11 protein-coding genes are annotated in these 14,100 nt (G+C 64.4%); 3 read left to right on the forward strand and 8 right to left on the reverse strand.

Annotated features, from left to right (window positions below; genetic code table 11):
* The first annotated feature begins 20 nt into the window (after positions 1–20).
* On the forward strand, positions 21–1,064 hold the full coding sequence (locus QUG92_RS08670; protein WP_289458742.1) for a restriction endonuclease: 1,044 nt from the start codon (positions 21–23) through the stop codon (positions 1,062–1,064).
* 191 nt (positions 1,065–1,255) lie between these two features.
* Here QUG92_RS08670 and QUG92_RS08675 read toward each other — a convergent pair whose 3' ends face one another.
* Together QUG92_RS08675 and QUG92_RS08680 are read right to left on the reverse strand one after the other, a co-directional pair.
* A complete protein-coding gene (locus QUG92_RS08675; protein ID WP_289458743.1) occupies positions 1,256–2,053 on the reverse strand; it encodes a nuclease-related domain-containing protein in 798 nt (265 codons plus the stop codon).
* Between the two features lie 135 nt (positions 2,054–2,188).
* Positions 2,189–5,680 (reverse strand): TM0106 family RecB-like putative nuclease, encoded by a 3,492-nt coding sequence (locus QUG92_RS08680; RefSeq protein ID WP_289458744.1) that lies wholly within the window; start codon positions 5,678–5,680, stop codon positions 2,189–2,191.
* Between the two features lie 658 nt (positions 5,681–6,338).
* On the opposite strand from QUG92_RS08680, the gene QUG92_RS08685 reads away from it, so the two are divergent.
* Entirely contained in the window at positions 6,339–7,157 is an 819-nt protein-coding gene (locus QUG92_RS08685; protein WP_289458745.1) for an N-acetylmuramic acid 6-phosphate etherase family protein, read from the forward strand.
* Here the strand turns inward: QUG92_RS08685 and QUG92_RS08690 are convergent.
* The 6 genes from QUG92_RS08690 to QUG92_RS08715 all read right to left on the reverse strand — a co-directional run bounded on the left by QUG92_RS08690 (position 7,137) and on the right by QUG92_RS08715 (position 13,423).
* Positions 7,137–8,735, reverse strand: a complete 1,599-nt coding sequence (locus QUG92_RS08690) for a DUF262 domain-containing protein (protein WP_289458746.1) — start codon at positions 8,733–8,735, stop codon at positions 7,137–7,139. The genes QUG92_RS08685 and QUG92_RS08690 overlap by 21 nt on opposite strands.
* The gene (locus QUG92_RS08695) at positions 8,735–9,529 is read right to left on the reverse strand and encodes a hypothetical protein (protein WP_289458747.1); all 795 of its coding nucleotides are present in this window, start codon (positions 9,527–9,529) and stop codon (positions 8,735–8,737) included. Before QUG92_RS08695 ends, QUG92_RS08690 begins: the two co-directional genes overlap by 1 nt.
* A 119-nt stretch (positions 9,530–9,648) precedes the next feature.
* Positions 9,649–10,476 carry a hypothetical protein gene (locus QUG92_RS08700; protein ID WP_289458748.1) on the reverse strand — a complete coding sequence of 276 codons (828 nt, stop codon included), beginning with the start codon at positions 10,474–10,476 and terminating at the stop codon, positions 9,649–9,651.
* A 7-nt stretch (positions 10,477–10,483) separates the two neighbouring features.
* Positions 10,484–12,151 (reverse strand): N-6 DNA methylase, encoded by a 1,668-nt coding sequence (locus tag QUG92_RS08705; protein WP_289458749.1) that lies wholly within the window; start codon positions 12,149–12,151, stop codon positions 10,484–10,486.
* 509 nt (positions 12,152–12,660) lie between these two features.
* Positions 12,661–13,065, reverse strand: coding sequence for a hypothetical protein (locus QUG92_RS08710; RefSeq protein ID WP_289458750.1), 405 nt, complete (start codon positions 13,063–13,065; stop codon positions 12,661–12,663).
* A 142-nt stretch (positions 13,066–13,207) separates the two neighbouring features.
* On the reverse strand, positions 13,208–13,423 hold the full coding sequence (locus tag QUG92_RS08715; RefSeq protein ID WP_289458751.1) for a DUF1653 domain-containing protein: 216 nt from the start codon (positions 13,421–13,423) through the stop codon (positions 13,208–13,210).
* 52 nt (positions 13,424–13,475) lie between these two features.
* On the opposite strand from QUG92_RS08715, the gene QUG92_RS08720 reads away from it, so the two are divergent.
* Positions 13,476–14,066, forward strand: a complete 591-nt coding sequence (locus tag QUG92_RS08720) for a hypothetical protein (RefSeq protein ID WP_289458752.1) — start codon at positions 13,476–13,478, stop codon at positions 14,064–14,066.
* Positions 14,067–14,100: the final 34 nt, after the last annotated feature.

Below are 14,100 nucleotides of genomic sequence, written 5' to 3' on the forward strand. Positions count from 1 at the left end.
GCTCAGCACAGGAGGCTTCAATGACAGCGGCATGGGTAGTCCGAACCGGACGCTACGGCGAGCGCGACTCGTGGTCGATCTCGACAGGCGTGACGGGCGGCGGATGGGAGGAGATCCCTGACCTCACCGCGTGCGTCAGCAGAGACGACGTTCAAGCGGTGGTTGCGGAGACGTTCCCTGACGACTCCATGAACAGACGTGCGAACTACACAGGCCAGCTCTGGGCGCTGCGAGGACGGATCAAGTCGGGCGACACCGTGGCCCTGCCCCTGAAGACCACCGGCGAGATTGCCATTGGTCGTGTCACAAGCGGATACGAGTACGTAGCTTCGGAGCCGGATCCCGCCAAGCGTCACCTTGTGCGCGTTCAATGGCTCGTCCAAGATCTGCCGCGCTCCGCGATCAAGCAGGACCTGCTCTACACGCTCGGAAGCGCGCTCACCGTCTTCGCCCCGAGTCGAGGCTTCGCGCTCGAGCGCCTCAACACCATCGCAAAGACCCGAGAAGACCCGGGTCAACTGCCCTTCAAGGACAGTCCGTTCACTGCAACTCGCTCCGGCGCCAGTGACGATGTCGACGAGCCCGAGACACGTCCCGACATCGTGGAGCACGCTCGCGATCAGATCCTGACGAAGGTGTCCGAAACCTTCAAGGGGCACGAGCTGACGGTGCTCATCCGTGCCATCCTCGAGGGAGAGGGATTTGTGTGTGAAGCCTCCCTCGGCGGCGCAGATGGTGGGGTCGACATCGTGGCAGGTCGGGGACTCCTCGGCATGGAGTCGCCGAAGCTGGTCGCTCAGGTGAAGTCCGGCGGACAAGTGGGTGATCAGATCGTCCGCGACCTTCTGGGCACCATGCAGCATGTGGGAGCGGAGCAAGGCCTCCTTGTCGCATGGGACGGAGTTTCGGGACCGGCGAAAGCGTCACTGCAGCGAGAACGGTTCCGAATCCGGTTGTGGACCGCGACCGACGTGGTGGACGCAATGCTGCGGGTCTACGAAGACCTACCCGAAGACGTGCAAGCAGTGCTCCCCCTGCGGCGCATCTGGTTGCTCGCCGACTGATCGCTCAACGTCGTCGACCGGCTCAGTGGGCGGGAGCGACAAACGCTGTGCCAGCCGGTGCAATCCTGCGGCGTCCCGCCGATGATCGGGGCTCGACGACTCCCGAGGTGTGGGGAAATCCGCGCAGCCAACTGAGCAAGGGAGCAGTCCTCGTCCGTCGAAGATGGTCATCCGCGCCCCGAGCCCGCAGATCAGTTCCCGAGGAGCGTCCCGACTGCAGCAGAGAGCGCCAGGACGCCAGCGGCCGGCAGCGCGACGGCACCGAGTACCACGGCGAGCGCCGCACGCCGTCGCCGGGTACGTGCATCGTCGATCTCGCGGAGCAGCCGATCGAAGCGCTGTTCGAGGCGAAGCGTGTCGTCGAGTACGACCGCGGCCGCGTGCCACGTCCCGCGGTCCTCCGCGAGCATCGAAAGGTAGCGCACCGCCTCGTCCGAGTGAGCACGCTCGAGTCCGGCGATCCACGGCCGCACCTGCTCCGGGGTCAGCACGACAACGGGCGCACGCTTCTTACCGAAGGTGATGCGTTCCGCCGCCACGACGAGCAGCGGCTGCACGAGGATGGGACCGCCCGCTGCATCGGACAGGAGGCGCGTGGCCCTCCGACCTTCGCTCTGCGCGGCGCTCATGTGCGAGGTCTTCTTCCCGCCGACCATGAACGCGCCACCGCCGACGAACACCTTGTGTCCGCTGTGGTTCTTCGTGTTGACGGAAAAGACACCGGTCGGACCGATCACGAGGTGGTCGATGTCGGTCGACCCGGAACCGACCGGCACCGCATGGAGCACCGTGAATGCCGGCCCGAGGCGGTCGAGTTCCGCGGCGACCCGACGCTCCCCCATCGCGCCCTTCAACCACGACCGTGCGGCCGGGACCACCGGGTCGGTGCCCCAAAAGCGCTGCGCCTTGGTTCGTGCCGGCGCCTCGGACTGCAGCCGAAGGCACTCCTGCATCACCGCGTACCCGGGGCGACGGGCGCGGAGGGTCATGGGCAGGGCTCCGACCGGCGTCGCTCGCGGCACAGGTCCGTCCAGCGGGTCCGACTGTCCGAGCGTCGTTGTTCCGTTCGTCACACCCCGACGCTCTCAGCCGCAGGTTGAGCGAGGAAAGCCCACGTTCGGGCGTCAGCGGCGCGGCTCGACCAGCTCGATGAACCGCGACAGCAACGACAGCCCGCTGATCGACGGCGGCAACCCCGTGGTGAGCGCCGGCGAGTACACGAGGTACGCCGCCCACTGCGCCCGGGACAGCGCCACGTTCAACCGGTTCGGCATGAGCAGGAAGTCGAGCCCGCGCGGGATGTCCGCCGCACTCGACGCGGCGAGCGACGTGATCGACACCACGGCCTCGCGCCCCTGGAACATGTCGACCGTGCCGACCTGCGTCCCGCGGAGGCCTGCGCGATCGAGGGCCTCGCGGATGAGCGCTCCCTGCGCGTTGTACGGCGCGACGACGATGACGTCCTCGTCCGTCAACGACCGCGACACCTCGCCGTCGACCCACCGGCGTCCGATCAGGTCCCGCGCGAGTTCGACGACCCGTGCTGCCTCTTCCTCGGAGGACGTCGTGTTGCCGCTGTGCACCACCGGCACCGGGTGCACGCCCGGCTCGAGGTCGTCCAGGTGCCGGCCGCTGACGATCGACGTCAGCTGCCCGTCGTACGACAGTCCCGACACCGAGGCGGTCAGCGCGGGCTCCATCCGCCGGGTGTGCGCGAGGAAGTAGCCGAACTCGGGCGGCAGCACGTGCTCCCCGTCCGCCAGCCACCCGAGCGCGGACTGGTCGACCGGCTCCGGGTGGGAGCCCTGCGACACCTGCGGGAGCTGCTGCGGGTCACCGAGCAGCAGCAGGCGCTGCGCGGCGATTGCGGAGGCGATGGTCGGGGCGAGCGAGAACTGCCCGGCCTCGTCGACCACGAGCAGGTCGAGGGAGCGCCGTGGGATCGTGCCCTCGTTCGCGAAGGTCCACGCGGTCCCGCCGACGACTCCCCCGGTGCCGGTCTCGGCGCAGGACGACATGAACGCGGAGACTGCGGCGTTGTTCTTGACCGGCGTCCAGGCGGCGGCCTCGAGCTCGTCCTCGGTCGCACCGGACTTCGGTACCTTAACGACGCGGTCGGCGGACACACCGGCGCGCACCACCGACGACAGGAAGTTCTCGCTCGTCGCGTGGGACTGGCCGACGACCCCGACGCGCCAGCCGTGCTCACGGACGAGCCGGGCGACGACGTTCGACCCGGCGTACGTCTTGCCCGTGCCGGGAGGGCCCTGGATCGCCAGGTACGACCGGTCGAGCCCGAGCAGCGTCGTGACGACCGCGGAGACGGTGTCGTCGCCGACCACCGGGGCGAGTGCACCCCGCGGCGGAACCCGGCGGAGCAGGTCGAGCGCAGGGTCGGGCAGCATCGACGGCAGGGCGTCGAGGACCTCCTGGCCCCACTCGGCGATCGCCTCGGGCTGCGGCTTCGCCCGGGGTGGGGCCGCCGGTGCGAGGGCGACCGGGAAGTCGTGGTGGGGCTCGCCCCCGCCGACCGGCAGGCTCTCCTTCACCAGGACCTCGAACGCATCGCCGTTCTGCTCAGCGTCCAGCACGACCGCGCGAGCCGACGCGCCCTTCGACCCCGGCGCCGGAGCGGTGACCGACGGCGGGAGTGGGTCGTCGTAGACGAGGTGGGGCGTGCCTCCCGGCCGGATGCGCGAACCGGGCGCGAGCGTCCCCGACAAGCGGATCTCTCGCGACAGCGAGCGGGCACGCGGCAGCGTGTCCCAGTCCCGCTCGACCGAGGCGCGTTCGACGACCAGGACGTCACGTGTGTCCGCCCAGTCGTCGACGGGGTTGCGGAGGCGGTCGAAGTGGTCCTGCCAGAAGGTCTTGGCCTCGCGGCGGTGGTAGTCGATCGCGGCGGCCGCGAGCGCCAGGGCGGTCTGGTCGGCGTCGCGGTCGAGGGGGTCGACGTCCGCGATCTGCGCGGCGAGGGCCGTGTACACGGGGTTCGGCTCCCGCTCGACGGGGATCGGCGGGAGGAGTTCGGCCTCGTCGGTCGCCGGCTCGGACTGCGGTGGCCGGAGTGACAGTAGCCAGTCGCGGAGCCGCAGGGTCGAGCGGCAGTCGTAAGCGTTGTAGTCGGCGACCTGGTCGAGCATGCGCTGGCCGGTCGCGGGGTCGCCGTTCCGGAGTTCCTCGATCGCCTCGACGTACGCGGTGATGCTGTCGGCGGCGTTCGTGACGTCGCTGAGCCGAAGGTCCTCGCCCATGTACAGCGGCTCGAGCTTCTTGATCGAGTAGCTGCGGCTGCCGACCACCAGGGCCTTGCGGACGATCGGGTACAGGTCGACGAGGACGCCGGCGCGGAGCAGGTCGTCGACGTCGTCCTCCCCCACGCCGTGCCGAGCCGCGAGGGACAGCAGGTGCGTCCGCTCGTACGCCGCGTAGTGGTAGACGTGCATGCGCGGGTGCTGGGCCCGGCGCTCCTTGATGAACGCGAGGAAGTCGACCAGTGCCTGCCGCTCGTCGCGGATGGTGTGCGCCCAGAACGCGGTGAAGTCGGCGCGGTCGTCGACCAGGCCGAACAGGTAGTCGAGGCCCCAGTGGACGCCGTCCTCGGTGTGGAGGGGGTCGCCCTCGAAGTCGAAGAAGACGTCGCCCGGATCGGGCTCGGGGATCGCGTCGAGTGCTCGGGGGTCGTGGAGTTCGAAGCGCGGCTTGGTCGGTCCCTGCTGGGCTCGGCTTGCTTGCTGCTCGGCTTCCGTCTCGGTCTGGAGGCGCGCCTGACGGACCAGCCTGTCTTGCGTGGATCGCGACATGCCTGGCACGACCGCGGTGCGGTCCGCAAGGTCGTCGATCGTCCGCACCCCTTGCCGGATCAGCTTCGTCCGCTGGTCGAGGCGCATGCCGGCGACGAGGACCAGGTCACTGTGCTGCTGCACCTGGGTCTGACAGATCGCGCAGCGGCCGCAGCTGGAGCAGCGGGGGTCGCCCCACTGCAGTTCCTCGGTCTCCTGCATCCGCTCGGCGATGACTCGTTCGAGTTCGGCGCGCTGCGTGCGGTACACCGGGGCGATGTCGGCGAGCTCGTGCGTGGTGGTCGTGCGGTCGCCGAGGACGAGGTGGACCTGCTCGCCGGTGGGGATGCCGTGCGCCTGCATCCGCTCGGCGTAGGCGGCGAGCTGGAGCAGGGCGCTGATCTTGGCGTGGCGGGCGAGCTTGGTGTCATACACCTCGTAGGCGCCCTGGTCGTTGCGGAGGATGAAGTCGGCGAAGCCGATGAAGCCCGGGCGCTCGGGGGTGGGCGGCTCGTGGAAGGTCGGTTGGTAGAGGACGTCGGCGCCCTTGTGAAAGGCGCTTCTCGCTTCTTCGGCTGCCCGGGCGTAGTCCGGCGGCGCGGGTCGGTCGAACTCGACCACGTCGCGGGTCCGCTTGAGGATCTCGAGGTAGTCGAGCTCGTGCTGGTCCCCCAGGCGGGCGGTTCGCTCGAGCATGTCGTCGTGCTCGTCGGGCAGGGGGCCACCGCGGCCGAGCTTCGCGTCGAGGCGGCGGAGGAACGCCCACTCGCAGGTCGCCCAGGTGCTGAGGTCGCTGGGGCTGAGGAGGACGTGGCCGTCGGTGGTGATCTGCATGCGCTCCCCCTCGTCAGTTGCCGCTAGGAGAGCCTAGGGCCGGGCGCCGACACCACCGATCGGTTCGAAACGGAGCCGCGTCGTGCCCGTCGCGCGACAAATGGGCGGGGGAAGTCGGCTAGCGAGCGGAATGAGCGCCCCCGCTTGCCGTAGAGCGTCTGTTGGACGACGTCCGGCTCCGCGGTCTCGTTGTCGAATGCCACGAGGACGACCTAATGCTCGCGCCCTCGGAATGTCCCCGAGGCGTCACGTCCTCCCTCATTCGATGATGCTACGGCTTCAGCCTCGGACACAAAACGTCGCTTCCTGCCTCGGACCTTCAGAAGGCGGGCCTCCTGGCTGAATGACCCTCAGCCGGCGACGCCCATCAATTGGCTCAATTAATCCCTGCAGCTGTTGTCGCAACATGACGACCCCGAATCGACTTTGAGCGGGTTCACAGGCACTGTCTTCGAAGAAACTGTTGCGCGCACGAACGATCTCCGAGCAATCAGTCTGCAAGGCGTTGCCGCTCAAGAGTTCGGGGCAATTTTGCCCGGTCCTCCTGTGCGGCGTCAGACAGCGGGATCGATGCACCGGGCCTGTACCACAGGCGAAGTGAAAGGGCACTTCAAGCTCCATCGCCGACGAACCGAACAACGTCAAGATGCTCGCGAGGATGGTTAGTCCCCGCGACGTCGTGGCCGTCGTCTCGCACCGAAGGCGACGGACGCTCTCGAAGTCGCGACCGGACCGACCTGGCGCTGAGCCGCCCTCGTCATCGTCGCGATGGGCAGCACGAAGCCAGCTCGCCAGCGTCGACGCCCTGTTCATCATCGTCGCCCAGTGGGCCGACGAGGACTCGCAACCCCTCCTTGAACACAACTGCGACGCCGCCTGCACCCTGGCCACCACCGTCGATGGTGCCGAGGACGACGAGGAAGCGACTGTGAACGACCTGGACCGACTCAACGTGTCCGCCGAAGCCGTGACAGTCGGCATCAGCGCGCCCAACAGGACACCCTGCGTCAGTAGCGCCGTTTCGGCCGCGTGCCGCCGCCTCACCACGTCGATGTCCGTCGCGTGCCACGCCAGCTCGGCCGCATGTCGGAAAGCCGACATTGCTATCGCAGTCGTCGCCGGTCGAGGATTCATTGCGAGGTCTACCCGCCGGAAGGCGAGTACTGCGCAGAAGCTCGTGCCCAACGTGCTGACCACGCGCGCGATGATGCGCAGCAACAAGATGCACGGCATCCGCACGGTGGACGTCCGTCCGACGAACGGAAGGCGCGTCGCGAGCGCGATCTCCTCCGCAGAGGACGTAACCAACGCCGCTTACGACGACTTCGCAGCCGCACTCACCCACGCGGACGGCGAGGTGAAGACGGCACTCGCGATGATATTGACCGGCCTTAGCGCCCCCAACCGCTCGTCCCCGCCGTCCCACGCCCTTTACACGCCGGTGGACCAAGCCGAGTCATGCAAACCAATTCAATGATTCGTGTCCATTGTTTGCAAGGCTTTGCTTCAGCGCACGGGCACGGGCCATAAGTAGAGTGTCCGGACCTCTGTATATTGAGTCGACATCAATTGGGAGAAGCTGCGATTCGAGACTCCGCCTTGACGCGCGCTGAATAACGTCTATCGGATCTGCGCGCAGCTTGGAGGCCGTGTGCCGATTCGCCCACACAAGGCCAAGCACCCGTAGGTGATAATCGCTCTCCGATAGCTTAGGCAACATCGACACAGCCACAACATCGGACGAATTTGGGTCGAGCTCAGCGCCCGTCAGGAGATCCCGAGCGCCATTGGCATGCAAATAAGTCAGGAACGCGGACCAGATAGCACTTTGCTTCTTCCGCGTGGCCGCGATGAGATTTCGTTCCGAGATGGCAAAATCAGCGGCATCCCAACCAGGGGATCTGGCCGACAAGATTCGGGCGTCAGCAGCAATCCGCGTGCTGGAACCCACGTCGTAGCCCATACCGAAAGAACGCCCCCAGAACCAATCCGACAGCTCTCGTGCAACAGCTTCGACATTCATGTCGGGGAACTTCATGAAGCGGTAAGCGATGGGGAAAAGCAAACCACGATAAGGCATCAGGTCGGGTCCGGGAACGCCAAGCTTTCGCAGGACGGCGACTGCGTGCTCAACCGCAGCAGCCGCGGGCTCCCAGTTCCCACTAATCTCCTCCGGCTCTAAATCGAGCAACGCAGGTTGGCGAACATCTTTCTTGCGTGTCAGCGCGATGACTTGCAGCACCGGAAGACCGTCGCGCTTGAGCCAAGTCCCAATGGGCTCGGACTCGGTCCGAAGCGTCTCCCAGTGGTCACGAAGATTCCAATCGTTCGTGTAGGACCGAGCCACCAGCAGATCAAAAGCCCCAAGACGCAAGCCAGTTCGATTGATCCGTTCAAAAATGCGTGCCACCGCTGCCGGCGGCAACGACCGATCGATCACGACCGATGGCAGAGTGTAGGAATTCGCTCGCGAAAGAAAGACCCGATACACCTCCGCCAAACGCTGACGCACATTCTCGCGTTCCGACGCAGCTGCTGCCGCGATAGTCTCATCGCGCCATCCGAAGTAATCTGACGCCGTCCGAAGCGAGCTCAGCGGCACGAGCAATTCCTCAGCTTGACGTGCCGGCGGATACTCAAGAAGCCACTTATCACGATCATGAACCGTTATTGCATCCTCGATATCCTCGGCCTTTCCCGAAGAATTCAGAAGAGCGGTAACGCTGAGAACGAACTCAGTACGCTCATGCCCTCGGAAGGCCCGGTAGAGCGAGGTTAGCCGCTGCTGACCATCGAGGATCACGTACTGGATGTCATTGTCGATCGGAGGCCCGTCTTCAAAAGCTCTGATCTCGAAAAAATCTGGTGCGCCGTTCATCAACAGTAGGCTTCCGGCTGGCCACCCGCAAAGCACCGTTGCAATCAGGCTGATAGCGTCCGCATTGGACCACTTAAAATCACGCTGGAAAGCAGGCAAAACGGCGGAACCTGTCTCCACGCTTTCGAGGATATCCTCGAGACTGAGCTCGTGAGCTTCGATTGTCCTTCGAGCCATCAGAGGGTGCCCATTCTTGTCATGTTCTTGAGGTTTTTCTCAAAGGAGCGCAGGAACCTCGTCGGATATTCGTCATTATTCTGTTCGAACGCAAGCGCGAAAGGATCTTGTGCTGCCGAATCGATGCCCGGCGCCGCCACCATCAGGACCGTCAGTTGATCCACGACGACAATCTGGTAGGACTCGGAGTAATCGTGCAACCGGAACGTTAAATTACTGCCCGGGTGCAATTCGCGCCCAGTACTCGCGGCGGAGCGCCAAAGCGCCAACCCTTCGTCCGCTCCGGCTTGAAATTCCTCGATGATCTTCTCGGTCGCTCGACCGGTGAGAGACCCTACACGCTGCAAGACAGCGGAGTCTTCTCCTGGCAAAAGATATTCGATCACCAGTGCCCGGTTGCGCGCAATCTCTAGCAACCCGTAGGCATTAGACTTGAACCATTGGAGATCAACTGCTACTACGGTTATCTTATTCGCTGCTTCCGTCAGCTCACGCCAATCGATAGCGCTACCACGGATCGCGCGCTGCAGCCCGGACCCGGTAACGGCTCCACCCAGGCGCAAGTAATGCCGAAGCTCACGTCCATGGTCGCGCCGGACGAGGAACTCCCACCCGAACGAAACGACCGCTAAGCCAAATATGACTCCGCAGACGTTTACCGCAGCTGCATAGAAAGGCGTAAAGAGAGACTCTTTTTTTGCCTCGAGTAGCAGCAACAGACCAAACGACACGATGCCAGCAATCACGGCGCTGAAAACAACCGATCGTCGGGTCGACCTGAACTCAGACTTCACTACACTGACCCACATTCCGATCGGTTCATAGCACCGCTAAAGCGGAGCCAGAGTCAACTTTGTCCCGACCCTACCCGATCTGCCATAGTGCTGTCGACCCCAATGCCGAAGAAGTGCAGCTAAGGTGTCGTGGCGTAGCGCTCGATATCAGCTTGCATGCGATCCAAAATCGTGTCTACATGGGTCAGCCTGCCGCGAACGCTGCGTCCGTCATTCAAGGCCCGATAGGCGGTGTTCGTTTCATTGGGAGCGAAAGGGAAAACGCCGACGCCATCAAGATAGGTGTCAGTGAGATCGCGAGCCTGATCCGTCATATATTCCGCGTCGGTTCGCGAGAAGATACGTCCTGCCCAAATGGTGTACACCCGAGGCGGCACGGAAGCGCGCCACTGATCCCAATTTCGGATATTCGGGTCTTCCCTACCTTGAAATAATTTCAGATCAGCTGCTTGAAACTTGAGCTCTTTGCGGCGATTAGTCCAGTCGCTTCGGATGCTTCGGTCTGGCTTAGTCCCGTCGCTGGGAGCGCCTAATATTTTCACTTCGCAGCACACAACAGGATCGGCCAAGATTGGTCCATCCTCAGGCGACCACGCGATGTCGATCTGATGCTCCTGAGAGAAGCCTTTCACTCGGCTCCTCGGCGCCAGATTCACGCCACAGCGGTTCCGAAGCAGTGCGAGGAGGACGTCCGCCAAGCGATCACCTCGTGTCCTGTAGAAAGCGCCATTCCTTGCTTCTTCCGATGCCGCGGAGCGCCTGGTTCCGAAGTCGGAGGGAACGCTGCCGTTGATACGGTACCCGTCGACGCACCATAGCCAGTCGAGCAGGGCTTCCTCGATCATCGAGAATTTCGTGACACGCTCGCGTTTCACTTGCCCGAGTAGTTCATTGAACCTTTGACTGGGCAGCAAATTCATCCCATCGCCTGATTGTGTCGAGTCCATACCCTTGTCATCCCCTTCGAATCCTGCGCGTGCGAGCTTCGGAGCGCGCAATTTGCAGAGCTTCGATACGTTGCGGCGAGATCCCCAGCAAGTTTCCGAGGAGTAATCGGTCGATCACTTGGGTGATTTGATCGTATTCCCCCGCCTTGATCAATAGCTTCAGACGGCGGTCTTCGTCTTCGAGCGCAGAGGTCACGGTACGCCACGTATCTACCGCAGGAAGCAATACCCGTCCCGCTTCTGAAGGTTCAACCTTCAGGATGCCCCCTCCATACCACCTCCCGCTCATTTCGGCCGAAAGCTGTGTCACGGAGTTCAGCGCCAGAATGGGTAGTTGCGACGCTTCTGGGGTCCCTCGAAGATCCGTTTTCAGGCTAAAGCCGTGCGTCGAGTTGAGTTGAACCACGTTCGAGGCGTTTGCTACCACCCGTAAAGTTTTGTGACTCATATAGCTCAAGAAAAAGTCTGGGATTTCCGGAACGGGTGTTCGCCACCATGGCTCGCGATTCCGGCACTTGTAGCCCTCGTGTATCTTCAGCTTCTCGCCGTGTGCTATGTACCGAGCAGCAGCGTATGACGGAACCGACCCTCTCGGCCAGAACAACCAGACTTTCAATCCGTGGTCCCGAGCTTGTCGCCATCTGGAATCAGTAAGCGTTTCTCCGCTGATGTTTTTGATCGATGGCGAGAGCCTGCGTACATCGACGCCCGGCTTTAGGTTCCAGGCCTGCCGTTCGTCGTCAGTCATCACAAAGAAGCTATTTGCACCCGTCACGGCCCCGAGGCGTAAGTCGGCGACGTCGCTCAATAGCTGAAACTCGTGTCCAGTCAGGGCTCCAAGGTCTTCTTTTACCGCGCGGGGCACGAGCAAGCTGCCCCATTTGTCCGAGGCGCCTGGATTAACATTGACTTGCGAATATGGCTTGATTTTTTGGAGCTCGGCGCCGTCTTGGACCGGCCAGAGGGAGAATGTCTCACACGAGCCCGCTCCCTCCGCCAGCAGAAGGATCACATCTGCCTGTGTTCCGGGAAACTGTAATTTGTCGAACAGAACTATATTGACGCTACGGAAGCGGTTGCGCAGCCACTCTCGAACTGGTGCTGCATAACTGACTGTCAAGAGCTCCGCTGGGAGCACCATGGCCAGTCGGCCGGAGGGCTTGAGGAAGCGCGAAGCGTGGACTAAAGTCGCGGCCCAGGAAGACGCCAGCCCGCTCAATTGCACCCCCGCTAGTTGAGCTACGTTGCGCGCAGATCGTCTTGATTCCCCCTTGTGCTCCTGGAACCGAATAAAGGGAGGATTCCCGACAACAACGTCGACACGCGGCACCCCGTCTTCGGAATCCGGCTCGACTGTGAAAACATCCCGCTCGAGAAGATTCACTTGCGCCTGAGATCCTGCCAGGCTCTTCCGAGCCACGTCCAAAGACTCTCCGTGCAGATCGATGCCCCAATAGGCGAAGGAAGATGCTGCTTGAGATTCCGCCAGCACCCGGTCCGCTGCTCGTAGGAACTCACCGTCGCCGCAAGTCGGGTCGAGTATGGTCCGAGCACTACCTCCGTCCAGAGCCCAAGAGACGAGATGCTCCGCGATGGCGGGTGGCGTGAAGAAGGCCCCGCGTTGCTTCCTCGCTGACGGTGTGTCTGATTCCCGTGCCAGCTTGTGAGTGAGCATGTAGTCAGTCTAGAAGCTCGTCACGCCGTGCTGTGCTGCCCTTCACTTACCCGCGGCGGACGAGCTCTGGCCCGGCAAACATCACTCAACTTGCTTCGACGGACGGCATCGTTGTCAAGGCTTCATTCGTCAGCCTCCCCGGTGAGCACGAGTCGCTCCCCCGCGTTCAACCCGCCTCGAACCGCTCGTGCACCTCCACAGCGCGCAACCCCGACAGCACCTTCGCTACTCGTGGCCCAGCACGCTGCGCTCCACGACCTGCCGCGAACCCTGGAGCAGGTCGAACGACGTGCACTCGAGAACATCCCGTGATCCGCTCGGGCCATGGCCCGCGAGTGCGGTTGCCTTCCCACCGCGCAAGTCGGCGCAGAAGGCTCTGCCCCGCACCGCGTCAACTATCTCGTCCCGCTGAATTTCGGCTGACGACAACGCGCTGACCGGACTGCAGGACCACGTGACGGACGGGAGGCGCGGTGCCAGCTGGCACCGCGCCTCCCGTCCGTCACCGCTTAGGTCGCCGCATGATCGCTTTCGGTCTGAAGGGGTACGAGCCACGGCTCGATCCGGACGAGCTGCTCCCAGCCCGCCCCGAGCACAGCGTCGATCTCCTCGACCGGCACCGGGACCAGCGTGCCGACGAACGCTTCCCAACCATGCGCGTCCAGCTCGCCGAAGCGCACCTCGTACGGCTGCCATTCGTCGGGTACGAGCTCGAACAGATCCATCGCGTCGTCGCGGCGGGGCTGCGGGGGTCCCCTGGACGACTTGATGGCGCCAGCTGCTGGCGAGAGCCGCACGACTCGGCCGATCAGTCCGCTCGCGGGAACCGGGCTGCGGACTTCGATCTCGGCGGAGACCCTGCCGCTGCTGATCAGCGGAAGGCCTGCCGTCTCGTCGTCGATGGTCGCGAACACGACTGTGGAGGAGCATCCGCATCCCGTCGCGCGAGGCCGCCGGTCGGCTCAGCGACGAGTACGCCCTCACGGCGGACGACGAACACGTCCCCCACGTACCGGCACATCACACCCATTGTTGCGCGGGAAGCAGTACTGCCGGTCACTCCAGACGGACGAAGCGCGGCCCGTCGTACCCGTCTCGCGACACCGTCGAGGTGAAGTCGGCGAGCGACCGGACCCAGTGCCCCCGCTCCCCGTACAGCGCCTGGTACACGACGACCGGCTCCTCGGTCTCGACGTCCTTCGCCACCAGGACCACCTCGTACTCCCCGCCCTTGAAGTGCCGGTACCGCCCGGGCGTCACGTCGCTGCTCACGCGGCCGATGGTAGCCGGACGTGATCGCGGACCGGGCCCTACTGTTGCCCCTGTGGAGACGCAGTTGCAGGACACCGTCCGTCGAGCCGCACGTCGGGCCGTCTGGATCGCGCTCGCCGGTGCCGTCGCGGGGATCGCGATCGGGGCGTGGCTGAGCCAGGGCGAGCGCCCGCTCGAGGTGTTCCTCACCAGCCTCGGCTGCGCGATGGCCCTCGGAGGCCTCGGCGCCGCACTGTCCACGATGGTGTCGCAGTTCCGGATGAAGCACCTCGTGAGCGCCGCGACCGGGGGTCTCGACGCCGCCGAGCAGCGCGACGTGCAGCGAGCGGTCCTGTCGGGAGCACCGATCCCCGCTGCCCTCGAGGCACGAGCCGTCGCCCATGCTCACGTGCTCGAAGTGACCCTCCCGCTCGTCACGGCGCAGCAGCTCTTCCTCTTCTGCGGCATCGCGGGGTCGCAGGTCATCGGCCTCGCATCGGACGTGACGTCGTGGTTCCGGATCGTCCTCGTCGGGGTGCTGGTCGTCGTCGGGGCGATCACGGTCGTGCAGCTCCGGCGCAGCCTCGCCCGCGTCCGACGCTTCCTCGCAGCGCACGACGACGTCCCGGCGGAGCGCGCGTCCGCTCCCCCTGCACAGAGCTAGCGCAGCGGCAGACTGTCCACCGATCGCTCGTTCG

The organism is Curtobacterium citri (assembly GCF_030362955.1).
Classification (GTDB): domain Bacteria; phylum Actinomycetota; class Actinomycetes; order Actinomycetales; family Microbacteriaceae; genus Curtobacterium; species Curtobacterium citri.